The sequence below is a fragment of the Actinomadura sediminis genome (assembly GCF_042675525.1).
GTDB lineage: Bacteria > Actinomycetota > Actinomycetes > Streptosporangiales > Streptosporangiaceae > Spirillospora > Spirillospora sediminis.
On sequence record NZ_JBHTJA010000001.1, the window covers coordinates 295,417 to 318,088 of the forward strand.

General features: G+C 73.9%; 23 protein-coding genes. 10 read left to right on the top strand and 13 right to left on the bottom strand.

Features of this window, described 5'->3' with window-relative positions; genetic code table 11:
- Nucleotides 1–111: 111 nt before the first annotated feature.
- Complete coding sequence (locus ACFQ11_RS01420) at nt 112–1,374, top strand: transcriptional regulator (RefSeq protein ID WP_378295911.1); 1,263 nt, start codon at nt 112–114, stop codon at nt 1,372–1,374.
- Between the two features lie 88 nt (nt 1,375–1,462).
- On the opposite strand, the gene hisC is transcribed toward ACFQ11_RS01420, so the two are convergent.
- From hisC to ACFQ11_RS01435, 3 genes are all read right to left on the bottom strand, one after another.
- Nucleotides 1,463–2,542, bottom strand: a complete 1,080-nt coding sequence (hisC, locus tag ACFQ11_RS01425; protein WP_378295848.1) for a histidinol-phosphate transaminase — start codon at nt 2,540–2,542, stop codon at nt 1,463–1,465.
- Nucleotides 2,543–2,584: 42 nt separating this feature from the next.
- A complete protein-coding gene (locus ACFQ11_RS01430; RefSeq protein ID WP_378295849.1) occupies nt 2,585–3,259 on the bottom strand; it encodes an NUDIX hydrolase in 675 nt (224 codons plus the stop codon).
- Nucleotides 3,260–3,424: 165 nt separating this feature from the next.
- Nucleotides 3,425–4,069 (bottom strand): TetR/AcrR family transcriptional regulator, encoded by a 645-nt coding sequence (locus ACFQ11_RS01435; protein WP_378295850.1) that lies wholly within the window; start codon nt 4,067–4,069, stop codon nt 3,425–3,427.
- A gap of 105 nt (nt 4,070–4,174) precedes the next feature.
- Here ACFQ11_RS01435 and ACFQ11_RS01440 point away from each other — a divergent pair, with 105 nt between their 5' ends.
- Nucleotides 4,175–5,083, top strand: coding sequence for a sigma-70 family RNA polymerase sigma factor (locus tag ACFQ11_RS01440; protein ID WP_378295851.1), 909 nt, complete (start codon nt 4,175–4,177; stop codon nt 5,081–5,083).
- Nucleotides 5,084–5,090: 7 nt separating this feature from the next.
- Here ACFQ11_RS01440 and ACFQ11_RS01445 read toward each other — a convergent pair whose 3' ends face one another.
- A complete protein-coding gene (locus ACFQ11_RS01445; protein WP_378295852.1) occupies nt 5,091–5,639 on the bottom strand; it encodes an MSMEG_1061 family FMN-dependent PPOX-type flavoprotein in 549 nt (182 codons plus the stop codon).
- Nucleotides 5,640–6,073: 434 nt separating this feature from the next.
- Between ACFQ11_RS01445 and ACFQ11_RS01450 the strand changes: the two genes are divergently transcribed.
- Nucleotides 6,074–6,403, top strand: a complete 330-nt coding sequence (locus ACFQ11_RS01450; RefSeq protein WP_378295853.1) for an Atu4866 domain-containing protein — start codon at nt 6,074–6,076, stop codon at nt 6,401–6,403.
- Between the two features lie 19 nt (nt 6,404–6,422).
- Here ACFQ11_RS01450 and ACFQ11_RS01455 read toward each other — a convergent pair whose 3' ends face one another.
- The 3 genes from ACFQ11_RS01455 to ACFQ11_RS01465 form a co-directional block, all read right to left on the bottom strand.
- Nucleotides 6,423–6,884 carry a GNAT family N-acetyltransferase gene (locus ACFQ11_RS01455; protein WP_378295855.1) on the bottom strand — a complete coding sequence of 154 codons (462 nt, stop codon included), beginning with the start codon at nt 6,882–6,884 and terminating at the stop codon, nt 6,423–6,425.
- A 79-nt stretch (nt 6,885–6,963) separates the two neighbouring features.
- On the bottom strand, nt 6,964–7,710 hold the full coding sequence (locus ACFQ11_RS01460) for a hypothetical protein (protein WP_378295856.1): 747 nt from the start codon (nt 7,708–7,710) through the stop codon (nt 6,964–6,966).
- A gap of 120 nt (nt 7,711–7,830) precedes the next feature.
- A complete protein-coding gene (locus ACFQ11_RS01465; protein WP_378295857.1) occupies nt 7,831–8,952 on the bottom strand; it encodes a hypothetical protein in 1,122 nt (373 codons plus the stop codon).
- A gap of 159 nt (nt 8,953–9,111) precedes the next feature.
- On the opposite strand from ACFQ11_RS01465, the gene ACFQ11_RS01470 reads away from it, so the two are divergent.
- Nucleotides 9,112–9,936, top strand: coding sequence for an NmrA family NAD(P)-binding protein (locus ACFQ11_RS01470; protein WP_378295858.1), 825 nt, complete (start codon nt 9,112–9,114; stop codon nt 9,934–9,936).
- 48 nt (nt 9,937–9,984) lie between these two features.
- Here ACFQ11_RS01470 and ACFQ11_RS01475 read toward each other — a convergent pair whose 3' ends face one another.
- Nucleotides 9,985–11,022, bottom strand: a complete 1,038-nt coding sequence (locus ACFQ11_RS01475) for a hypothetical protein (protein WP_378295859.1) — start codon at nt 11,020–11,022, stop codon at nt 9,985–9,987.
- 181 nt (nt 11,023–11,203) lie between these two features.
- Here ACFQ11_RS01475 and ACFQ11_RS01480 point away from each other — a divergent pair, with 181 nt between their 5' ends.
- From ACFQ11_RS01480 to ACFQ11_RS01490, 3 genes are read left to right on the top strand one after another with little or no spacing between them, the layout of a single operon-like run.
- A complete protein-coding gene (locus ACFQ11_RS01480; RefSeq protein ID WP_378295860.1) occupies nt 11,204–11,710 on the top strand; it encodes a SigE family RNA polymerase sigma factor in 507 nt (168 codons plus the stop codon).
- Nucleotides 11,707–12,576, top strand: a complete 870-nt coding sequence (locus tag ACFQ11_RS01485) for a hypothetical protein (RefSeq protein ID WP_378295861.1) — start codon at nt 11,707–11,709, stop codon at nt 12,574–12,576. Before ACFQ11_RS01480 ends, ACFQ11_RS01485 begins: the two co-directional genes overlap by 4 nt.
- 14 nt (nt 12,577–12,590) lie before the next feature.
- Nucleotides 12,591–13,001, top strand: a complete 411-nt coding sequence (locus ACFQ11_RS01490; protein WP_378295862.1) for a hypothetical protein — start codon at nt 12,591–12,593, stop codon at nt 12,999–13,001.
- 28 nt (nt 13,002–13,029) lie between these two features.
- On the opposite strand, the gene ACFQ11_RS01495 is transcribed toward ACFQ11_RS01490, so the two are convergent.
- Entirely contained in the window at nt 13,030–13,458 is a 429-nt protein-coding gene (locus tag ACFQ11_RS01495; protein WP_378295863.1) for a hypothetical protein, read from the bottom strand.
- Nucleotides 13,459–13,707: 249 nt separating this feature from the next.
- Between ACFQ11_RS01495 and ACFQ11_RS01500 the strand changes: the two genes are divergently transcribed.
- Nucleotides 13,708–14,628, top strand: a complete 921-nt coding sequence (locus ACFQ11_RS01500) for a Rieske (2Fe-2S) protein (protein ID WP_378295865.1) — start codon at nt 13,708–13,710, stop codon at nt 14,626–14,628.
- A 119-nt stretch (nt 14,629–14,747) separates the two neighbouring features.
- On the opposite strand, the gene ACFQ11_RS01505 is transcribed toward ACFQ11_RS01500, so the two are convergent.
- Entirely contained in the window at nt 14,748–15,107 is a 360-nt protein-coding gene (locus tag ACFQ11_RS01505) for a hypothetical protein (protein WP_378295866.1), read from the bottom strand.
- Between the two features lie 84 nt (nt 15,108–15,191).
- On the opposite strand from ACFQ11_RS01505, the gene ACFQ11_RS01510 reads away from it, so the two are divergent.
- Nucleotides 15,192–15,680: a MarR family winged helix-turn-helix transcriptional regulator gene (locus ACFQ11_RS01510; protein ID WP_378295867.1), complete on the top strand. Its 489-nt coding sequence runs from the start codon at nt 15,192–15,194 to the stop codon at nt 15,678–15,680.
- Nucleotides 15,681–15,795: 115 nt separating this feature from the next.
- Nucleotides 15,796–17,322 carry a ricin-type beta-trefoil lectin domain protein gene (locus ACFQ11_RS01515; protein ID WP_378295868.1) on the top strand — a complete coding sequence of 509 codons (1,527 nt, stop codon included), beginning with the start codon at nt 15,796–15,798 and terminating at the stop codon, nt 17,320–17,322.
- Between the two features lie 101 nt (nt 17,323–17,423).
- Here ACFQ11_RS01515 and ACFQ11_RS01520 read toward each other — a convergent pair whose 3' ends face one another.
- From ACFQ11_RS01520 to ACFQ11_RS01530, 3 genes are all read right to left on the bottom strand, one after another.
- The gene (locus ACFQ11_RS01520) at nt 17,424–19,556 is read right to left on the bottom strand and encodes a serine/threonine-protein kinase (RefSeq protein WP_378295870.1); all 2,133 of its coding nucleotides are present in this window, start codon (nt 19,554–19,556) and stop codon (nt 17,424–17,426) included.
- A complete protein-coding gene (locus tag ACFQ11_RS01525; protein WP_378295871.1) occupies nt 19,553–21,628 on the bottom strand; it encodes a protein kinase domain-containing protein in 2,076 nt (691 codons plus the stop codon). Before ACFQ11_RS01525 ends, ACFQ11_RS01520 begins: the two co-directional genes overlap by 4 nt.
- A 369-nt stretch (nt 21,629–21,997) precedes the next feature.
- Nucleotides 21,998–22,465 carry an NUDIX domain-containing protein gene (locus tag ACFQ11_RS01530; RefSeq protein ID WP_378295872.1) on the bottom strand — a complete coding sequence of 156 codons (468 nt, stop codon included), beginning with the start codon at nt 22,463–22,465 and terminating at the stop codon, nt 21,998–22,000.
- Nucleotides 22,466–22,672: the final 207 nt, after the last annotated feature.

The window sequence follows — 22,672 nt, forward strand, 5'->3', positions numbered from 1 at the left end:
GCGGGCCCCCCGCCGAGAGGATGGACCGGAAGCGAGCGAACATCGATGACGGCCGCACGAACGGGATCGGCCACGCCCGATCTCACGATCGGCGTCGTGGGCCCCCATGACCTGGTCGAACGGGTCATGCTGATGGGCCACGGCCCCACGCCGGTGCCGAGCCGGCTGGTGGCCGCGGCATACCGAGACGAACAGGAGGCGGCCGACAAGGTCGTGCGGCTGGGGGCGGGGGTGGACGTGTGCCTGTTCGCCAGTCCCGTCCCGTACGACTTCGCCCGCAAGGCCGGCGTGCTGACGATGCCCGCGACGTACGTCCCGCTGAACGGCGCCGCCCTGCAGGGCGCGCTGCTGCGGGCGGCCCTCGACGAGCGCTTCGACCCGGCGCGGGTCAGCATCGACGTGCTGGGCCGCGCGGAGGTCGAGGAGGCGTACGCGGAGATCAGCCTCGGCACCGAGCAGGTGCACCTGCGCGAGGAGTCGGCCGGCCCGGGGACGCTCGCGGCGTTCCACGAGCGGCTGTGGCGGCGCGGCGCGACGACCGTGGCGATGACGTGCGTGCACGCGACGGCCGAGCGGATGGAGATGGCGGGCGTCCCGACGATCCGGGTGCGCCCGACGGGCGCGGCGATCCGCAGCTCCCTGCAGACGGCGGCGCTGCTCGGCGCGCACCACCGGCTCGAGGAGTCGCAGCTCGTCGTCGTCCTCGTGGACGTCCCGACGCTGCGCGAGACGCCCCGCCGCGTCACGCCCCGCTACTGGCGGGACGAGCTGAAGCTGGCGCTGCACCGCGTCCTGCTGCAGGAGGCGCACCGTATGAACGCGTCGGTGTGGCCGCTGGACGACCACAGCTACCTCGTCATCGCGACGCGCGGCTCGGTGACCTCCTCCACCGAGGGGTTCCGGACGCCGCCGTTCGTGGAGCGCGTCCGGGAGGAGCTCGGCCTCGCGATCGAGGTCGGCATCGGGATGGGGCGCACCGCGCACGAGGCGGAGAACCACGCCCGCGCGGCGCTGGCGCGCTCGCAGAGCTCGCAGCGGTCGCAGGGCTTCGCGCTGGACCGGGACGGCCGCGCGCTCGTCCCGGCGCCGCGCACCCCGCCGCGGTCGCAGCCGCAGGCGAAGCCGAAGGGCCTGGAGATCCTGGCCCGGCTCGCCGACAAGCTCGGCGACCAGGACCAGCCGCTGATCGTCGACGCGGAGAGCGCGGGCCGCATGCTCGGCGTCACCCCGCGCACCGCCCGCCGCCTGCTGCGCACCCTCGTCGAGGAGGGCCTGGCGTGGCCGCTCCCGCCCAACCGCACGCCCCAGCCGGGCCGCCCCCGCCAGCTGTACCGGCTGATCGTCGAGAAGCTGGGCCCGTCGAAGGCGTCCTGACCCGCGGCGGGCCGGCCGCGGGCGGTGGACCGCACGAACCCCGGGCGCGCGGGCGCGCGCACGTCCGGGGCCCGCGGGCGGCCGGGCGTCAGGTGCGGTGGGGGAACTCGCGGGCGACGGCGAGGAAGGCGTCGTTCTCCTCCGGGGAGCCGATCGACACGCGGGCGCCCTCCCCGGCGAACGGGCGGACGCTGACGCCCTGGGCGTCGCACGCCGCGGAGAACTCCATCGTCCGGTCGCCGAGCCGCAGCCACACGAAGTTCGCCTCGGTGTGCGGGACGGTCCAGCCGTCGGCGACGAGCGCCCCGCGGACCCGGTCGCGTTCCTTCACGGTCGTCTCGACGCGCTCCAGCAGCTCGCCGGTGGCCCGCAGCGACGCGACGCCGGCGGCCTGCGCGACGGAGTTGACGCTGAACGGCAGGAACGTCTTGCGGATCGCGGCGGCGACCTCGGGGTGCGCGACGAGGTACCCGATGCGCAGCCCCGCGAGCCCGTACGCCTTCGAGAACGTCCGCAGGATCGCCAGGTTCGGCCGGTCGCCGTACATCGTGAGGCCGTCGGGGACGTCGCCGTCGCGGATGTACTCGCGGTACGCCTCGTCGAGGACGACCAGGCAGTCGGCGGGCACCCGGTCGAGGAACGCCTCCAGTTCGGCGCGCCGGACGACGGTGCCGGTGGGGTTGTTCGGGTTGCACACGAAGACCAGCCGGGTGCGGTCGGTGATCGCGGCGGCCATCGCCTCGAGGTCGTGCGTCTCGTCCTTCAGCGGCACCTGGACGGACGTGGCGCCCGACAGCGCGACGAGCAGCGGGTACGCCTCGAACGACCGCCACGCGTAGACGACCTCGGCGCCGGGTTCGGCGACGGCCTGGAGGAGCATCTGCGAGACGCCGACGGAGCCGCAGCCCACGGCGACGTGGTCGGCGGGGACGCCGCAGAACCCGGCGATCTCCTCGGTGAGGGCGGTCGCGTTGTTGTCGGGGTACCGGTTGATGTTCCGCGCCGCGTCCGCGATGGCGTCCACGACGGACGGCAGCGGCCCCTCCGGGGACTCGTTCGACGACAGTTTGAACGAGCGCCCGTCGGGTGACGTGACGACCTTTCCGGGCTTGTAAGCCACGAAGCGGTCGAGAACGGAGCGGAAGCGAGGAGTGGTTGCCTCGGACACCGTTGTCCTCCAGGGTGCGCAGGGGTGATGCGCCCAGCTTATTCAGCCGCGGGGGCGCAGCATCGGCGGGCGGAGCTGCTCGGCGTCGCCGCGCCGGTAGAGGCGGGCGGGACGGCCGCCGTCGCGGGTGGTGGTCCGGTCGGTGGGGATGAGGAACCGGTCGGCGCCGGTGACCTTCCGGTGGAAGTTGCGGGGGTCGAGGGCGGTGCCCCAGACGATCTCGTAGACGCGCCGCAGCTCGGCGACGGTGAACTCGGGCGGGCAGAACGCCGCGGCGAGCGAGGTGTACTCGAGCTTCGCCCGCGCCCGTTCCATGCCGTCGCACAGGATGCGGCGGTGGTCGAACGCCGCCCGGTCGCGGTGCAGGAGGTCGTCCACGGCCGTCCATAGGACCTGGGCGCGGCTGGACGCGGGCAGGTCGGGGGCGAGGCCGAGGTAGGCGACGCTGACGACGCGCTGGCGCGGGTCGCGGTCGGGGTACCCGTAGGTGGCGAGCTGCTCCAGGTGGATGCGGACGTCGGCGAGCCCGGCGCGCTCGGCCATCAGCCGGGACGCGGCGACGGGCAGGTCCTCGTCGAGCTGGATGAACCCGCCGGGCAGCGACCACGCGCCGTCGTAGGGCGCCCGGTCGCGCCGCCACATCAGCGCGCAGAGCCGCTGCGCCCGCACGGTGAGCACGACGAGGTCGACGGAGACGGCGAGCCGCGGGACGGACATGCCACCGAACTTATCGGCACCGGCGCCCTCCCAGGGCCGTCCCGCGCGATCTCGCCGCCGCGCGCCCGCACGGCCCCGGCGTCCGGGCCGGCGGGGATCACCCCGGCGCCCGGTCCGTCCATCCGGCCGGGGCCGCGGACCTTGGGCGGCGCCGGGCATGCGGGGCTATCGCGCGGGACGGACGGCGTAGTCGCCGAGCGACGGTTCCAGTGCGTCGAACGCGATGCGGGCGTCCCGCTCGACGGCCGCCGCGACCGCGTCGTCGCCGTCCCCGTCGAGGGTGCGGCGCAGGATCTCCTCGAACAGCAGCCGGTGGACGGCGCCGAGCTGGGCGGCGGCGACGCGCGGCAGGATGTCGCCGGGCGCGGCGCCGGTCTCCTCGGCGAGGCGGTCGCCGAGGAGCTTCTCCCGGTCGTCGTGGAACTCGCGCAGCCGGGCGACGAGGGCCGGGCTGTCCATGATCATGCGGGCGAACGCGGGGCCGGAGAAGCCGATGACCGGGTTCCGCTCGGCGACCGCGGCGAGGAAGGCGCGGCGCAGGGCGGCGAGCGCGGACTCGCCCGGCTCGCGCTCCCGGACGATCGTCGCGAGGAGCCGCACGAACACGTCGTGCATGTCGAGGGCGAGGTCCTCCTTGCGCGGGAAGTAGTTCGTGACGGTCATCTTGGCGACCTGCGCGGCGGCCGCCACCTCCGCGATCGTCACGTTGTCGAAGCCGCGCTCCAGGAACAGCCTGGTCGCCTGGTTCGAGATGTTCTCCCTGGTCTGGCGCTTCTTGAGCTCTCTCAGCCCCATCGTCTGCTCGGTCATCCCCTCACCGTACATGGATCCGACCAAATTTTGTGCTTGACTTCTTTTTGGGTCTGTCCTAAGTTTAGGTCCGCAGGCACCGGCGAGGGAGATGGGGGGTCCGGCATGACGGACGCGGTGAAGGACTATCTGAACGGCATCGGCCGCACCCCGCTGCTCACCGGCGAGCAGGAGCGGCGGCTCGGCGAGCGGATGGCGGCCGGGAGGCTGGCCCGGCACCGCCTGGACGACCCGGACGCGCGGCCGGACGCCGCCGAGCGGCGGGCGCTCGAGGCCGCCGCCGCCGACGGCGAGCGGGCCCGCGACCACATGATCCGGGCCAACGTGCGGCTGGTCGTGTCGATCGCGAAGCGCTACGCGGCCGGCGGCGGGCTCCCGCTCGCCGACCTGATCCAGGAGGGCAACATCGGGATGATGCGGGCGGTCGACAAGTTCGACCACACGCGCGGGCTGAAGTTCTCCACCTACGCCACCTGGTGGGTCAAGCAGGCGATCGGCCGCGCGCTGGCCGACCAGGGCCGGACCGTCCGGCTCCCGGTGCACGTCGTCGACCTGCTGAACCAGGTGACGCGGACGCGGCGCGCGCTGGAGACCGACCTCGGCCGGGAGCCCACCGCCGAGGAGATCGGGGCCGCGCTGGACGTGCCCGCGCAGAAGGTCGAGCGGGTGCTGCGGGACGCCCGCGAGCCGGTGTCGCTGCACGCGCCGATCGACGCGGACGGCACCGGCGAGCTCGGCGACCTCGTCCCCGACGACGCGCCGGACCCGTCCGACACGGTGGCGTCGTCCCTGCTGCGCGGCTACCTGGACTCGGTGCTGACGACGCTGCCCGAGCGCGAGGCGGACGTCCTGTCCCTCCGGTTCGGGCTGGACGGCGCCGAGCCGCGCACCCTCGACGAGATCGGCCGGAACTACGGGGTGACGCGCGAGCGCATCCGCCAGCTCGAGAAGAAGGGCATGACGAGCCTGCGCCGCCACCCCCGGGCGCGCGACCTGGCGGAGCTGCTCGGGTGAGCGGAGGTCAGGAGGAGGGGGCCGTCACCAGGCCGGCGCGGCGCAGCGACGCCGGGCAGTGCAGGTAGACCTCGTCGACCTCGACGAGCACCGCCAGCTCGGGCACGGTCCCCTTCTCCGCCATCTCCGCGAAGAACGGCGCGTCCCGCAGGATCCGCGCGCGGCCGTTGAGGCGCAGCACCTTCGTGTCGCCCGGGGTGAGGAACAGCATCCCGACGTTCGGGTGGGCGAGGATGTTGTGCAGCGTGTCGCCGCGCCGGTTGCCCGCGCGTTCCGGCAGGACGAGCGTCCGGTCGTCCAGCACGCGGACGAACCCGGGCTCGCCGCCGCGCGGGGAGACGTCCAGCTCACCGGCGGCGTCGGACGTCGCGAGGAGCGCGAGCCGGGCGCGGGCGAGGACGTCCCGGTCGTCCGCGGTGAGCCGGTCGTGCACCTTGTCGATGACGATCGGGTGGGGTTCGCCGAGGATCTCCCGCAGGACGTCCGGCGACCGCACCTCCACGAAACCGTCGGACGGGACGTCGGCGGGGGCGGGGGCCGGGCTGGCGTTGGGCACTCGTTTCCTCCTCGAACCGGGCGCGTCGCGGTCGTCCGTCCGCCCGTCCTGGAACGTGCCATCGCGGGACGGACGGGGCAGATCGTCCGTCGCGAACGCTACCGCCCCGGCCCCTGCCCCGGCGGCACCGGCCCCCGCCCGCACCGGACGGCCCCGGCGGCGCCCCCGCGCCCGCCGGGGCCGCCCACCCGGGCCCGGCCCGTCCGGGATCGTCCGGCTCCCCGGTGCGCCCGTCACGCAGCGCCTCCACCCGCATTACGAACACACGTGTTCCTTTGAGGGACATCTTGCCACGGAGCGGCCACGCCGGGGAGCCCCCGCGAACCTCACGCGTGCCCGGGTGCGGCCCTCCCAGGAGAAGCGCGCCCTGCCCCCGCCCCCCGGGGCCGCAGCAGACTCGAGGACGTCACCGAGAACCGTCCAAGGAGCCCGCCATGCCGCGCACCGCCGCCGTCACCCTCGGCCTGCTCGCCCTCCTCGCCGCGTCCGCCTGCAAGCACTCCCGCCCCGGCCCGCAGGCCGCGCCGTCACCGCACCCCCACGTGGGCATGTGGGTCACCGCGGACGGCCGCATCCGCCAGGAGCTCCTCCCCAACGGGCGCTACGAGGAGGAACGGGACGGCCGCGAGCGCGCCTACACCGGCCGCTACACGGTCACCGGCGACCACATCGACTACTTCGACGACCTCGGCTTCACCGCCACCGGCGACGTCCGCGACGGCGTCCTCTACCACGAACACCTCGTCCTCTACCGAGAGAGATGACCCGCCCCGGCACCGGGAGTCATGGGTAGGCCGGTGGTTCGGGTGCGGGGAGGGGTTTGCGGAGGAGGTGGTCGGGGCCGGATTCGGCGTCGCGGTAGCCGAGGCGCAGGTAGAAGGCGTGGGCGGTGATGGTGGGGGCGGTCTCCATGTGGTCGTGGCCCTCGCGGGCGGCCAGCGCCTCGACGTGCCGCAGGAGGCGGCGGCCGATGCCCCGGCCGTTCGCGCCGGGGTCGACGAACAGCGAGTGGACGCGGTTGCCGTCGCGGGAGACGGTGCCGAGGACGCGGCCGTCGTCGGCGACGTAGATCCGGCGTCGCGCCGACAGGGCGACGAACCGTTCGGCCGTGAAGCGCGCGCACATCCGGTCGATGACGTCGGCCGGGTAGTCGCGCCCGTTCACCGCGTGCAGGCAGCGGCGGACGATCCCGGCGACGTGCCGGGCGTCGCCGGGATGGAAGGGGCGGACGTCGACGGCGCGCACGTCTCCAGGATTCCCGGGCGCTCCGCGGCGTATCCGGAAAGGCCGCGACGGATTCCGGGAACCCTGAGGCGGGCGCCGCTCAGGCGGGGTCGGTGCGGAGGAGGCGGAGGAACGCCTTGATCCCGGTGATGACCTCCTGGTCGTCGGTGAGCCGGGAGACCGCGTCCTCGAACCGGCGGCCGAGGGCCTCGATCCTGCGGCTCAGCTCGTCGGAGCTGCGGGACGCGGTCGTCCCGACGGCCTCCAGCCGTTGGTCCAGCGTGTGGTCGGCCTGGTGGAGCTGCTCGACGGCGAGCCGCGCCGCTTCGGCCCGCGCCTCCAGGAACGCGACCCGTTCGATCAGGGCGAGGACGTCGTCGCGGGGGTGGTGCACCTCCTGGAGCATCGTGCCGAGCCGCCCGCGGAGATGGACGAACCAGGCCTGGGCCGGCCGGAAGAGCGTGCTCAGCAGGAAGAGGCCGGAGATGTAGTACCCGAACGTCTCGCCCCAGAAGTAGGTCGTCACGGCGGTGGCGGCCGCGGTCACGACGTGCGCGCCGATCGCGGCCGTGCGCACCCGCCGGGCGATCCGGCGGGCCTCGGTCTCGTTCCCGGCGGACACCTCGATGCCCCGCTCCCGGCTGGTGCGGGCCTCCCGCACCACCCGGCGCGCCTGGAAGTAGACGTTCCACGGCACGGTGAGCAGGACGGCGAACCACACGAAGCCGAGGACGCCCACTCCGAGCATGAGCAGGGCCTCGGGCGTGATGTCCGCGAAGGCCAGCAGGGCGGCCCCGGCGGTGGCGGCCACGGCCACGAGACCGAGGACGAGCGTGCTGTTCGGCATGGACCGGGCTCCTGTCAGAGGGAACGGTGCGACTCATCGTCGGGTCCGGGCCGGGCCGGGGCATGAGCCCGGATACTCAGACGGCGGTGGGTACGCACGCTCGCTCCGCCGGGACGGGCGTCAGCGGCGGTACTCGACCAGGGCGGGGCCGGAGAGGGGGGCGACCAGCCCGACGGACCAGACCTTGCGGGTGCCGGGCACGCGCACCATGTCGTAGATCCAGGCGCCGACGCCGGGACGTCCGGGCCCGCGCTCGGTCGTCCACCGGCCGCGGCTGTAGTGCAGGTAGTTCGCGTCGTTGTCGTAGGTGTTCGCCGCGACCCACGCGCCGCCCGCGCCGTCGTCGGTGATGTTGTTGAAGTTGACCACCCTCCCGTCGACCGGGACCGGGATGGGGCGCCACTCCTCGCCGTTCCAGTGCAGCAGTGCGGGAGCGGGCTCGTACATGACGGGTGCGCGGTAGGCCCACACGCTCCGGGACGACACGGGGACGATCTCGAGCACGTAGGTGCCGTCGAGGCTCGGGAACCGGACCGTGTTCCAGCGGACGCCGTCCCAGTGCAGCATCGCCTGGGTCGGGCCCTCGCCCGGAAGCTCGCAGATGCAGGAGATCCACACGTTCCTGGACGATCGGGCCGCGACGGTCAGCGCGCTGACCATCTTCACGGGGAGGTCCTGCCGGACCCACCGGTCCCGCTGGAAGCGCAGGGCGACGGACTCGCCGGACGCCTCGTCCTGCCCGATCGACCAGGCGGGCCCGCCGGGCGCCGCCGAGACGATCTCCAGTTGCGGCGAGGGCGAGGGCAGCCGGATGTCGGGGCTGATCCCGTCCGGGTAACCGACCTCGCGCCAGGCGGTGCCGTTCCAGTGGAGCGCCACGGTCCGGGTCCCGGCCTCCTCGGTCGTGTTCGCGCCGATCATCCAGGCGTCGCGCGGGGAGGCGGCGGCGATGTCCTTGACGTAGGTGGAGCCGGGGAGCGGCAGTTCCTGGCGGCGCCATTCCCGGCCGTTCCAGGCCAGCACGAAGGCCCCGCCGCCCGTGGTGGCGTTCTCGACCCCGGTGGTCCAAGCGGCGTTCGGCCCGGCCGCCGCGACCTCGTTCGGCACGGCGAGCCCTTGGAGCGCCGGCGTGGGGACGCTCGTCCACTCGGGGCCGGGGGCGGCTTGGGCGGGGGTGATCAGCAGGCCGGTGAAGGCGGCGGCCCAGGCGGCGACGTGGAGAACTCGGCGGTGTCCTGCCATGCGGGGCTCCCGGAAGCTCGATGATCTTACCGGCACATACTGGCAAGGTTTTCCGGCCCGTGGACCGATCCGGCCGGATTCGGCCTCGGGAAAGCGGAATGAAGCGCTCTGTTCTGCTATAGTGGAACCGAACGTTCCGTTCTAACGAAGGGGTCCATCATGACGTACCTCGTCACCGGCGCCACCGGGACCGTCGGCCGCGAAGTGGTCGCCGAACTGCTCCGCCTCGGGCTTCCCGTCCGCGCGCTGACCCGCGACCCCGCCCGCGCCGACCTGCCCGAAGGCGTCGAGGTCGTCGGCGGCGACCTCGCCGACCCGGCCACGCTCGGTCCCGCGCTGGACGGCGTCACCGCCGCCCACCTGATCAACTTCGCGGGCGACGGCTACGCGCCGCTGCGGACCGGCGCCGAGATCGTCGAGCTGGCCGGACGGGCCGGGGTGCGGCGCGTCACCGTCCTCGGCGGTCGCGCCGAGGGCACGCTCGAGTCCGCCCTCGCGGCGAGCGACATCGAGTGGACCCTGCTGAACCCGGTGGAGTTCATGGCGAACACCCTGCAGTGGTGGGCGGCGCCCGTCCGGGCGGAGGGCGTGATCCGCGAGCCGTTCGGCGACCGGGTGAGCAGCCTCGTGCACGAGTCGGACATCGGCGCGGTCGCGGCGACCGTCCTGGCGAAGGGCGGGTACGCGGGCCGCACGCTCGTCCTCACCGGCCCGGAGGCGATCACCACGGCGGAGAAGGTGCGGATCCTCGGCCGGGCGATCGGACGGGACGTCCGGTTCGTCGAGCTCGACGAGGAGCAGGCGCGGGAGATGTGGCGCGGCCACGGCATGACCGACGACCTCATCGCGTTCCTGCTCGACGCGCTCGGCAACACCCCGCCGGAGGGCCGCACCGTGTCCCCCGCGGTCGAGGAGGTCACCGGCCGCCCGGCGCGTCCGTTCGCGCAGTGGGCGGCCGAGAACGCCGCGGCGTTCCGCGCCTGAGGCGCCGGCCGGGGGAGGCGGCCGTGGCCGCCGCCCCCGGCCCGCGCGTCAGAAGTTGCTCACCGCGACCGGGGCGTCGTTCGCGCGGCCCACGCCCCAGATCGTCGACGCGCCGAGCGCGGCGACGTCGTTCAGCTCCGCGCCGCCGGGGACGGCGACGGGCTGCCAGGACCCGGCCCGGTAGCGCGAGAGCCCGCCCCCGGCGGTCGCCGCCCAGAGGGTGCCCGAACCGTCCACGGCGAGGTCGCCGATGGCGCCGCCCGGCCCCTCGATCGTCGTCCAGGCGGAGCCGTCCCAGTGGCCGAGATGCCGGTTCGAGGACACCCAGACGTCGTCGGGCGCGAGCGGGACGACCTGGTCGACGCTGTTGGAGGACGGCGTGTCCGGCTCGGGAAGCCAGGTCCACGCGGTGCCGTCGAACCGCGCCACGGCGGGTCGCCGCTCGCCGTCCGCCGCGCCGGGGCGGGAGCCCGCGGCCCAGACGCCGGTCGCGGACAGCGCCCGGACGTCGTTGAGCCGGGCCCCGGGGTCGGGGAGGCCGGCGTCGGTCCAGGCGTCTCCGTCGCGCCGGAGCAGGTGCGGCTCGCCCGATCCGGCGGCGACGTCCTGGGTGATCCATGTCCCGGCGGGTCCGGTGCTGAGCACGCCGATGGTGGCGGCGGAGGGTGTCTCGACCTTCCGGAAGGACGTCCCGTCGAACACGAACAGCCGGTTGGTCCCGGCCGCGCCCTGCTCGACGCCGCCGAGCCACGTCCCGCCCGGCCCGGACGCGACCTGCAGGATGAACCCGTTGCCCGTCCACCCGCGGATCGGGTACTCCTTCCAGCCCGACCCGGTCCAGCGCCTGACGACCGGGTTGCCCAGGTTGTAGCACCACGGGTTGAGCACCACCAGGCAGTGGGCGCCCTGGCCGCCGCCGACCCACACGCCGCCCGCACCGTCCGGGGCGACCGCGTTGAGGTCGGCTCGCGGCCACAGGAACGGCAGCGGCACCGTGCGCAGGTCTTTCTCGGCGGCGTGCGCCGTCACCGGCAGGGCCAGCAACGCGGCGCCCACGAGGGCCGAACTCGCCAGGAATCTCCTCATACGAGCACGATGCAACATTCCCGCCGACCATGCCAGTGATCTCTGGCATTATTTCGGGAGATCCGGAGATCACCGCATCGCGGAAACGGTTTCGAGGGGTTCGGGGAAGAAAGATCGGTGCCGGAGGCATAGTCGCGGGGCCGCCGCGGGTCTCAGGGGGTGACACCACAGAGGAGGCCCGTTGAACCGAGAGGCCCGTGAGAGCTTCGCCGCGTTCGTCGCGGCACGGTCCGGCAGCCTCATCCGGACGGCGTACGTGCTGGCCGGGGACCAGCACGCCGCCGAGGACCTGCTGCAGAGCGCGCTCGCGAAGACGGCCGCGCGGTGGGGGCGCGTGCGGGACAACCCCGAGGGCTACGTCCGCCGCGCCATGTACAACGAGCAGGTGAACCGGTGGCGCCGGCGGCGCCGCGAGTCGGTCGTCGCACGGCCCCCGGAACTGCCGTCCACGGGCCCGGACGTCGACCTGCGCGTGACGCTGGAGCGCGCGCTGCTGGCCCTGCCGCCGCGCAAGCGGGCCGTGCTCGTCCTGCGCTACTACGAGGACCTGCCCGAACGCGAGATCGCCGAGATCATGGGCTGTTCGGTCGGCACCGTCCGCAGCCAGGCGCACCGCGCCATCGCCCGCCTCCGGGAACTGGCCCCCGACCTGGCCGCCCACCTCGAACCCGCCGGGAGCCGACCGTGACCGACCAGATGCTCAAGGACGCGCTCGCCGGGATCGCCGACCGCGCCGAACACGTCGACGGCCTCGCCGACCGCGCCCTGCGCACCGCCGCCCGCCGCCGCCGGACCCGGACGGCCGCCGGTGCGGCCGTCCTCGCCGTGGCGGCGGCCGACCCCGCCGCCGTCGTGGCGGGCGGCGACCGCGCGGAGCCCCGCGTCCTCGGCCCGTCGAGCGGGCCGCCCCCGTCCGCCGCCCGGCCGCCGGGCGGGCTGCCCGCCAACACCCCCGAGGAACGCGCCGTCGCCCGCGCCTGCCTGCGCGGCGGGCCGTCGCCGGACTTCCGGCTGCTGACGCGGCAGCGGGTGCCGGGCGGGCAGCTCGCCGAGATCGGCAGCGGGCGCGGCTACGTGCTGTGCGTGACCGACGGCGGCGGCAACACCGAACCCCCGCGGGTGCACCCGTGGCCGGGCGGGACGGACGGCGGCCTCTTCGGGTTCGACGAGCCGCTGCGCGTGGACGGCATCCAGCAGGTGCAGGCGCTCGAGTGGGACGAACTGCACGCCGTGGTCGTCGGCCGGGCCAAACCCGGCGTGACCCGGGTCGCCGTGGCCTGGGACGGCGGCCGCACCGCGCGGGCCGCCGTCCACAACGGCTTCTTCATCGCCCAGACCCCGGCCCGGTCCGTGCCCGACCGCGAGGCGACGGGCGCGATGGCGGCGGGCGCCATGACCTCGCCCACGATCCGCGTCGAGGCCGTGACCGGCTACGACGCCGCGGGGAAGGCCGTCCACACCTGGCGGCCGAAGGTCCCGACCGAGGAGGCCGGTTTCGTCCCCGAGGACTGTACGGACCCGCTGACCGACCCGCGCCCCACGCTCTGCGACTGACCCGGGGGCCAGCGATGCCGATCCTGCACCGGACGTCCGAACTCGCCCTCCGCTGGCACGCCGGGCTGCTCGCCGGCCGGGCGCTGACCGCGGCCGTCTACGGCGAGCACCGCCGCAGCCGCGACCTGACCGCCCGCGCCGTCCGCCGCGGACCGGCCGCGGTCGAGCGCCTCGTCACCGTGTGGTGCCGGACGATCCTGTCCGAGCGGCCCCCGGACGTCCGCGTCCCGCCCGACATCGACCGGGCGCCGCCCCCGGCCCGCTGGGCCGTGCGGGTGCTCGCCGCCGCCGCGGCCCGCGACCGCGTCATGGTCCCCGCCCTGGTCGGCGCCGTCCCGGCCGAGGAACTCGAACCGCACCTGACCGCCCTGTTGCACCTGGCCGTCGCGGCGGTGGTCGAGCGCGACGACGAGGTCTGGCTGTGACGGGCGCCCCCGCCCGCGCCGCGGAGGGTCAGCCGGACACGCGCGCGTAGTCGCTCTTCTCGCCCTCCGGATCGGTGAGCGTGACCGTCTTCCCGTCCGGGGACACCACCGCGGTACCGGGGAACGGCCCCGCGCCGCAGTCGACCTTGAAGCTGTACGTCCGCTCCCCGCCCTTGGGTTCGACGGTCCCGTCGCAGGTCGTGCCGTCGCTCGAGAGGCTGACCGTCCCGTCGCCGCGGAACTCGAACGTCTCGTTGTCGGCGCCACCCACGGGACCGCGCCACGTCCCGGTGATCGCCGCCTCACCGTCCCCGGCCGCCCCCTGCTCGTTCCCGGCGGGCGCGTCCTGACCGCTTCCGGCGGGCGTCTCCTGCGCGCTCCCCGAGGGCGTCTCCCGTCCGCTCACGGCGGCGCCCTCCGAGTCGTCGCCCCCCGAGCAGCCGGCGATGCTCAGCACCGCGCACATCGAACCGACAACGAACCACTTACGCACGGACGTCCTCCAGGGGGTGACGTTCCGGCCGGCACGACCGGAACCACGAGAAAGGGATGATCAAGGTAGCGGCTCCCGGCGACGACAGTGCACCGGTTCGAGTTCGCGGGCGGTTTGGGGTTTTTCGGAGCCTCCCCGGGAAGAGAGGCGATGTATGCAGCAATGTCGTCACGGAGCGTTATCGCCGGTGGAGTCGGGAGGACGAAGATGAGCATGCCGCACAGGGCCGTGCGTCGACTGGAGGAGACCGAGTCGCTCGACCGGGTGGCCGGTCCCGCGTCCAAGGCGGCCGGACGGGCGGTGCGGCCGCGGCCGGTGCGCAACCTGCTCAGCGGCACCTCCCTGGGGCACCCGCTGCACCCGGTGCTCACCGACGTCACGATCGGCGCGTGGGGCGCGTCCGCGGTGCTGGACGCCGTCGGCGGCCCCGCCACCGAGCCCGCCTCCGACCTGCTGGTGAAGATCGGGATCGGCAGCGCGGTGCCGACCGCGCTGTCGGGGGCGAACGACTGGTCCGACACGCTCGGCCCGGAGTGCCGGGTGGGGCTCGTCCACGCCATGGCCAACAGCGCCGCGCTGGGCCTGTACGTGGCCTCGATGGTCATGCGCAACCGGGGCAACCGCCGCGCCGGCCGGGCCCTGGGGTGGGCCGGGGCGGCCGTGATGGGCGTCGGCGGCTACCTGGGCGGGCACCTGTCGTACGTCCAGGGCGTCAACGTCAACCGCACCGCGTGGCAGCAGGAACCGGACGAGTGGACGCCCCTGCTGGACGACGCCGAGCTCGCCGACCGGGCGCCCCGCCGGGTCGACGCGGACGGGACGCCGATCCTGCTCTACCGCGACGGCCGCCGGGTGTACGCGCTGGCCGCCACCTGCACCCACATGGGCGGCCCGCTGGACGAGGGGGCCATCGAGGAGGGCTGCGTCACCTGCCCGTGGCACGGCAGCACCTTCCACCTCGACGACGGCGGCATCGAGCGCGGCCCGGCCAGCACGCCGCAGCCCCACTACGAGACCCGGGTCCGGGACGGCCGCATCGAGGTCCGCGTCCCCGCGCGGGACGGCCAGGGCGAACCCGTGGAACGGGCGCGGCACAAGGTCCGCGAGGGCATGGCGCGAGCGTCCACCACCTGACCGAACGCTCCCCGCCCGCGGGCGGGGAGCGCACCGCGTTGTCGTACCGGTCCCGGCCGGCCCGTTTGCGCGCCCGCGACCACCGCGTGGTCTCGCCAGGGCCGGAGCCGAGGGGCCGGTCAGGCGGCGAGGGTGCCGCCGACGAAGGTTCGTTCCGGTGCGGACGGGACGAGTTCGACCATGGTGCCCGGCCGGAGTTCGTCGCCGAGGACATCGGCGATCGCGTCCGTGAGGGCGGCGCCGAGGGCGGCGGTGATGTCGGCGGCGTCGGGACGGTCGAACAGGCCGGCGCGGACGCCCAGGACGACCGAGGCGTTCGTGTCCACGGCCTCGCCTCCCTGCGCGAAGCGGCCCGCGGGGACTCCGTCCAGCCGGATGCTCACGAGGTCGCGGGCCCAGTCGCCGTAGACGCCGACGATCGCCTCGGTCAGTGCGGTGACGAGTTCGGATTCCTTGCCCGCCAGCTTGTTCTCTGGCACGTGGACGGTCAGATGCGGCACAGTTGACCCCGTTCTCTTTGAAGACAAAGGCTTTGACATCAAAGGTACTTGGGGAGGTCGCCGGTGTCCACGGAATCGGACGGTCCGGCCGTCGGCGAGGCCGTCCGCACCCTGCTGCTGCTGATGCCGCGGCTCGTCGGCCGCGCCAAGCGGCTGCCCATCCCCCCGGCGCTCCGGGACCTGGACCTGGCTCCGCGCCACCTCGCACTGCTGGCCCACCTGGAGTACGGCGGCCCGGCCAGTGTCAACGAGCTCGCCGCCCGGCTCGAAGTGGCGCCGACGACCGTCAGCCTCATGGTGAGCGAGCTGTCCCGGCCGGGCGTCCTGGAGCGGACGGCCGACCCCGCCGACCGCCGCCGCCGCATCGTCGCCATCGCCCCCGCCTTCACCGCGCCGATCGCCGAGTGGCTCTCGGGCAGCGCCTCCGCCTGGGAACGCGTCATGCGGGACCTCGCCCCGGCCGACCGCGCGACGGTCATCGGCGCTCTGCGCGCCTACGAGGCCGCCCTCGACCAGGGCGGCGGCCGGGACGGAACCGAGCGGGCACCGTAGCGGCCCGCCACCGCCGGGCGGCGAGGCCGAATTTGAATCAATTTCACGTTTGGGTCTTCCCAAGCGGCCCACCGGCGGTGATCCTCTGGGCGTAACCCCCACCCCGGGAGGCCTCATGCCCCAGATCAGGCCATGGCTGAGGACGTGTACCGTCGCAGCCGCCGCCCTGACCCTCGGCTCGCTCTTCACCTCCGCCACGAACGCCGCCACCGCCGCCCCCACCGGCGCCGCCGCCCCGCCCGCGGCGTCGTCCACGCCGCTCCCCGCCGACCTGGAGCAGATCCGCGCGACCGAGGCGACCAAGCTGTACGGGAGCCCGGAGGAACGCCCGATGGCCGAGCGGAAGACCTCGCTCGTTTCGATCGGCGATTCGGAGATCTCCGGTGAGGGCGCGGGCTCGTACTGGCCGGACACCGCCGGCCCGACGAACTGGTGCCACCGCTCGCAGCACGCCGCGATCTACCGCACCTCCATCCCGGCGGACGTCACCACGAACATCTCCTGCTCGGGCGCGGCCACCTACCACGTCAGGATCGGCGGCGTGAAGCAGTACGCGGACCAGCTCGTCCAGAGCGACCATCTCGCGATCAAGGCCCGCAACACCCGGGTCAAGATGGTCGTCGTGGTCATCGGCGCCAACGACGACATCCAGTTCGGCCCGGTGATGACGGACTGCGTGCAGCGCTGGGTGCTCTCCAAGGGCACGTGCGAGCCGACCTACGCGCCGGGCTGGCAGGACCGCGTGGACGGCATGGTGCCGAAGGTCGCGGCCACCGTCACCGATCTGAAGAAGGTCATGCGCGACGCGGGGTACGCGGAGGGCGGCTACAAGCTCGTGCTGATGAGCTACCCGTCGCCGATCAGCCCCGACATGGCGGACAACCCGGCGTTCCCCGGGAAGCTGCCGGGCGGGTGCCTCGGCTACGACTCCGACGCGGCCTGGGGGCGTAACACAGCCGTTCCGGCCCTCGAACGCGGCATCCGCCAGGCGGCCCGGCTGTCCGGCGCCTCCTACCTGGACGCCTCCCGCCTGTTCCACGGGCACGAGGTGTGCATGGAGTCCACCTGGGCGCGCGGGTTCTTCTACGACGGCTCGTTCCCGCCGGACGAGAACTCCGCCCGGCAGTCGTACCACCCCAACGCCGCCGGGCACGGCGCGTTCGCCGCGTGCTTCAGCCAGTTCTACGAATCCGGCCTGCGCGAGGCGTCGTGCGCCGACCCCGCGTCGACCGGCGACCCGAAGCTCTACGCCGGCGCGTGGGACGACATGTTCAAGCCGCTCAAGAACGCGGCCACCGGCCAGTGCGTCGACACCGTCGGCGGCTCCTCCCGGAACTACACGGCCGTCGTGGGGTGGGACTGCCACGGGGGCCGCAACCAGAGCTGGTGGTATGACCCCGTGTACAAGTCCGTCCATGTCGGCCTGTCCCATGACCGGTGCCTGGACTCCCGCGACATCGCCGCCCCCACCGCAGCCATCCTGTGGAACTGCCACGGCGGCGCGAACCAGAAGTGGACGATGCCCGCGGACGGCACGATCCGCCCGGCGACCGAGAACGGCCTGTGCCTGACGCAGCCGGTCGCGGACAAGGCGGTGGCGCTCCGGCGCTGCGACGGCTCGGCCGCCCAGCGTTTCGCATAGCCCGCTCGACGAGGCCCCCGGCATCGAACGATCCCGGGGGCCTCTCCAACGGCGTCGCGAAGCTCGTCTACGACGTGGTGCGCTGAGGCCTGAACCGGAACTCAGCCGAGGCGGAACGCGAGCAGTACGTTGCCGTGTGCGGCGGCGAGGGTGCGGTCGTTGGCGCTGAGTCTCCACTGCTTGGTGGAGGCAGGGGTCGCCATGGGGTAATTCCAGACGAGCCGCCCAGTCTCGGCGTCCCAGGCGTAGAGACCCGAATCCGTTGAGCCCGCCACGCCGATGCAGATCAGCCCACCGGCGGCGACCATTGGAGCGGTGTCGGACACGGGGGTGTCGGCGGACCAGAGCCGCCCGCCGGTGCGGGCGTCGAGGGCGACAAGTCGTGGACCGTCCAGGATGTAGGCGTATCTCCCGTCTATCAGGAGGTTCCGTGTCCGGCCGCCGGGTGAGGACGGGGCGTAGGTCCACCGCTGCCGGCCGGTGGACGCGTCCAGGGCGTAGACGGTCGGGCCGTTCATGTAGACCAGCCCGTCGGCCACGGTCACGTTGAGGAAGAGCGCGTCCTTGTCAGGGTCTTTCGCGGCGTTGGGAAGGTCGGCGCTCCAGACCTTCCGGCCGGTCTCGGCCGACAGCGCGTCGAGGGTGGTGCGGGAAGAACTGGCGAAGACCAGGTCACCGTCGCGCGGCACGAGGAGCATCGTCTCGCGCGTGCCGGACCACCGGACCGCACCCGTCGCGATGTCGAGCGCGAAGTGCCGGCTCTCGCCCTCCCCCTCGTCCGCCCCGCCAAGGAGGGTGCGGCCCTGGATGCCGTAGAGAACGGTGTACGACGCCTGCGGCCACTCGCGGGACCAGAGCCGGCGGCCGGTGGCCGGGTCCAGGCCGGTGATCGTCCGATCCCCGCCGAGGGCCAGCAGGCCGTTGGCCGGGGCGATGAGCTCGGGGAACCGATACTTCGCCGGTGGCTCGTAGGTCCACTTGACCGCCTGGGAGTCGTCCATGGCGACGACGGTGCCGCGGGAGCCCGGCATCGTGTAGACGAGCTCCGGCCCGGTGACCACCTGGCCGGTTTCGGACCAGATCTGCCGTCCCGTGGCCAGCGAGTAGCCGCGGAGGTCGTCCTTGAAGGTCTTGCGGGCGATCGAGATGATCGATCGGGAGCGGACCACGAGGGCGATGTCGTCCTCGTCTTCGATCGCGGTCCGCCACAGCGGCTTCGGCGGGGGGAGTCCGTCCCCCTTCCCGGGCCGGGTCGCGGCCAGTGCCGCGGCGGTTCCGCCGCCGATGGCGGCGAGTCCCGCGGCGGCGGCCCCGCCGATCAGCAGCCGCCGCCGGGTGCGTTCCCTGGCGAGCGTCCGCAGGTCCAGGACGAGGGTGTCCTCCCGCTGCCGCAGCTCCTCGCCCAGGTCGCCGGGGAGCCAGCCGGGCGCGACCGGCTGGGCGGCCAGCAGCGTCGGCAGCAGCTTCGCGGCCGGACGCCTGCCGGGATCCCGGCTGAGGCAGGCGGTCACGAGCCGGACCAGCGACGCCGGTACGCCGCGCAGGTCGGGTTCTTCGTGCAGGGTCCGATGGACGATCGCGGGGACCGCGCCCGTGCCGAACGGCGGTCGGCCGGTGGCGGCGAAGGCCAGCACGGCGCCGTAGGCGAACACGTCGGCGGCCGGCGTGAGCCGCGTTCCGCGGATCTGCTCGGGGGACATGTAGCCGGGGGAGCCGATGAACCGGCCCTCCGCGGTCGGCCCGGTGGTGTCGGCGGCCTTGCTGATGCCGAAGTCGATGACCTTGGGGCCGTCCTTGGCGAGCAGGATGTTGGCCGGTTTGAGGTCGCGGTGCAGCAGGCCCGCCGCGTGGATCGCGATCAGGGCCTCGCCCAGTCCGGCGCCGAGGGTGCGCAGCAGCGGCTCGGGCATGGGCCCGTGCCGTTCGACCGTCTCCTTCAGGTCGAGGCCGTTGACGTAGGCGATCGCCAGCCACGGGACGGTGCCGTCGGGTTCGGCCTCGACGACCGGGCCGGTGAACGCGCCGCCGACCTTCTGGGCGGCCTCGACCTCGCCCCGGAACCTGGCGCGGAAATCGGGATCTCCGGCGAGTTCGGGCCGCACGACCTTGATGGCCACCGCCCGTCCCGCCGGGGACGCACCCAGGTACACCACCCCCATGCCGCCCTCACCCAGGCGCCGCAGCAGGCGGTACCGTCCGATGCGTTCGGGATCGCCGGGCTCCAACGCCGTCATCGTCCCGCCTCGAATCGGTAGAGCCGCTCATGGTCGGTCGCGAAGACGGACGAGCCGGACACCGCGACTTCCCAACCGCGCTGCGTGCCGGACGGACCGTGGTGCGCCCACCGTGCGCGGCCGTCGATCCCGGCCACGAGGAAGCCCTGGGAGGGGCCCGACGGGTCGTTGAAGGCGGCCGCGACGACGCCACCGGCCGCCGCGAGGTGTCCCCGCGAGTCGGCGAACGGTTGCGGACCGACCAGCGTCCATCTGAGCGCGCCGGTCGCCTGGTCGTGAGCGTGCAGAACCTCCCCCTTGAAGATCACGTCGGTGCCCGCGGAGATGACGGTGTCGAACTGCTCGCCCGATTGCCGCGACCACAGGGGCGTCCCGGCGGCCGCGTCGACCGCCTGGACGGTGTCGCCGAAGTCGCCGAACACCCGCCCACCGGCGACCGCGATGTCCAGGCTCGCCCCGTCCCGGGTGCTCTCGGGCCAGGCGTGGACCCAGCGCTCGCGGCCCGTGACGGGGTCGAGGGCGGCGAGGGAGGGGTCGGTGCCGAGGTAGACGGTGGTCCGGTCGACGGCTCCGGAGGCCGATCCCTCGTAGGAGAGATGCCACCGGATATCGCCGCTGGTCAGGTCCAGCGCCCAGACGTCCCCTGGCGAACGCACGACGACCGTGTCGCCGACCACACCGAAGACGGACGAGGCGCGGACGCCGCGCGGCCTGGGAAGATCCGTGACCCCGCCGGTCCGGGCGTCGACCAACATGATCGTCTGATCCTCGAAGTCGCCGACCACGCCGCCGAGGACGACGAACGCCGATCCGTGCGCGAGATCGCCCGAATACGCGGCATTGGCCTTCTCCCTGGCCCACAGTTGCCGCCCCGAGGCGGTGTCCACCCCGTACATCTCCTGTCCGCCGCCCCACAGGACGACACCGCCCGCCACCAGGACGATCGACGTCCCGCTGACGGGCCGGGGCGGCGTGAACGTCCACGCGGGCGGCGGCGCCGCGGCGAGGGCGGTCCCGCGCGGAGCGGGCCTGGCGGATCCGGGCTTCCCGCGGGTCATCGCCCAGCCCGTCGTCCCCGCGCCGATGCCGGCGACGGCGACCGCGGCGGCCAGCCCCAGGACCCGGCGCCTCCCGACCCCGCCCGCCTCCGTGTCGTCCACCCGCAGCGGCGGCGGGGGCGGCGTGACCGGCTCCGACGCCACCCTGGTCGCCTCGGCCTCCCTGGCCGCCACCTCCCGGAGCAGCGCGGGCGAGTTCAGCGCCCGCGGATCGGCGGGGGTCAGCGCGGCGAGCACGGACTCCAGCCCGGGACGTCCGTCCGGCTCCTTGGCCAGGCAGGCTGCCAGCAGTTCACGCAGTGCCGCGGGCACGCCGTCGAGGCACGGCTCTTCGTACATGACCTCGTAGAGCACCGTGGCCGGGTCCCGCTCGCCGAACGGCTTGGCGCCCGTGGCCGCGTAGGCCAGCACGCCCGCGAGCGAGAACACGTCCGCCGCGGGCCCGGCGTCCTTCCCTTCGGCGATCTGCTCGGGGGCCATGTAGGCCAGGGTGCCGATCACGGCGCCGGTGCGGGTGAACCGCGTGGCGTCGGCGTCCTTCGCGATCCCGAAGTCGATGATCTTGGGGCCGTCCTCGGCCAGCAGGACGTTGCCGGGCTTGAGGTCGCGATGCACCAGGCCGGCCTCGTGGACCGCCCGCAGCGCTTCCGCCAGTCCCGCGCCCAGCGCCCGGACGGCGGGCTCCGGCAGCGTTCCGACGCGCGCGACGGCCTCGCTCAACGTGGGCGCGGGGACGTAGGCGGCGGCGAACCAGGGCTGCGGCGCGTCGGCGTCGGCGTCCAGCACCGGTGCCGTGTAGAGCCCGCTCACCTTGCGGGCGGCGGCGACCTCGCGGCGAAACCGCGCCCGGAACCCGGCGTCGTCGGCGAACTCCCGCCGGACGACCTTCAGCGCGGCCAGCCGCGCGCCCGGCGACCGGGCGAGGTAGACGACCCCCATCCCGCCCGCGCCGAGCCGGGCGAGGATGCAGTACGGCCCGACCCACGCCGGGTCCCCTGGCTGCAACGGCCGCACGCCCACCTCCGAGTCAAATGAACAGGTATATCTATTCAATCAAGGGGACACCATGCCCCGACGCGGCTCAACCCCATGAGGCGCCCGCCCACAGCGTGGTGTCGTGGGGCGCCCGACGTCTTGTCACCCACCGCGACGAACGAGCCGGACGAACCGGGACGGCCAGGGTGCCGAGGTGCCAGCGTGCAGATTTCGCCCTCTTCGGACGAGGGGACGTAGCGGCGCGAGCGCGGCACCGGAGGATTCACGGGTGACCCAGCGCGCGGCGTCCGACTCGCGCAGGCCGCAGAAGACGCACCGCATGAAGAGCGATGCCGCCGCGACCGGTAGTCCGTAGGGAACGGTGAAGCTAGGGAAGAAGTACTTCGGTCAGGAGTGCATTTCGGCCCAGGCCCGGATGGTGCGGGCGGTTTCGGGGGTGATGTCGGAAGCGCCCAGGTCGGACGGGTGGAGCCAGCGGTGGGCGGTGTGCTCGGACGACAGGACGATCGGGCGGCCATCGGAGGCGAGGGCGAACGTGAACTGGCGGGCCTTGCGGCCGGAGCCGGAGACGTAGTCGAAGCACGCGACGAAGCCGGGGTCGAGGGTGAGCGGCCCGGCTCGTCCGATCTCCTCGGCGAGTTCCCGCCGCAGCGCGTCCAGCAGGTCCTCGCCGGGTTCGACGCCCCCGGACGGCAGTTCCTCGATCCCCGGGAGGAACGGGTCGTCGAGCGAGCGGCGAAGGACGAGCACCCGGCCCCCGGTGTGGACGACGGCCCCGACCACGAGCTTCTCGATGCCGTCACGCTCGGCGTCGCGGCGCAGCCGTTGGAGGTCGATACCTGGAGCGCTGATCACAACGCGAGCGTAGTCGGCGCGGGCGGTCCCTAGGGGACGTTGCCCCGACGCCCCAGCTTCTCCGCGCCTCGCACTTTCTGCCCGGGGGCTATCACCACGCGGAGCTTGCGATGGAGGCGGCCTCGAAGTTGCTCGCCGAGGTCACCGCCGAGTACGACGCCTCCGGCATGTGGACCGTCCTGGACGAGCGCGCGGCCCGTGGTCCCT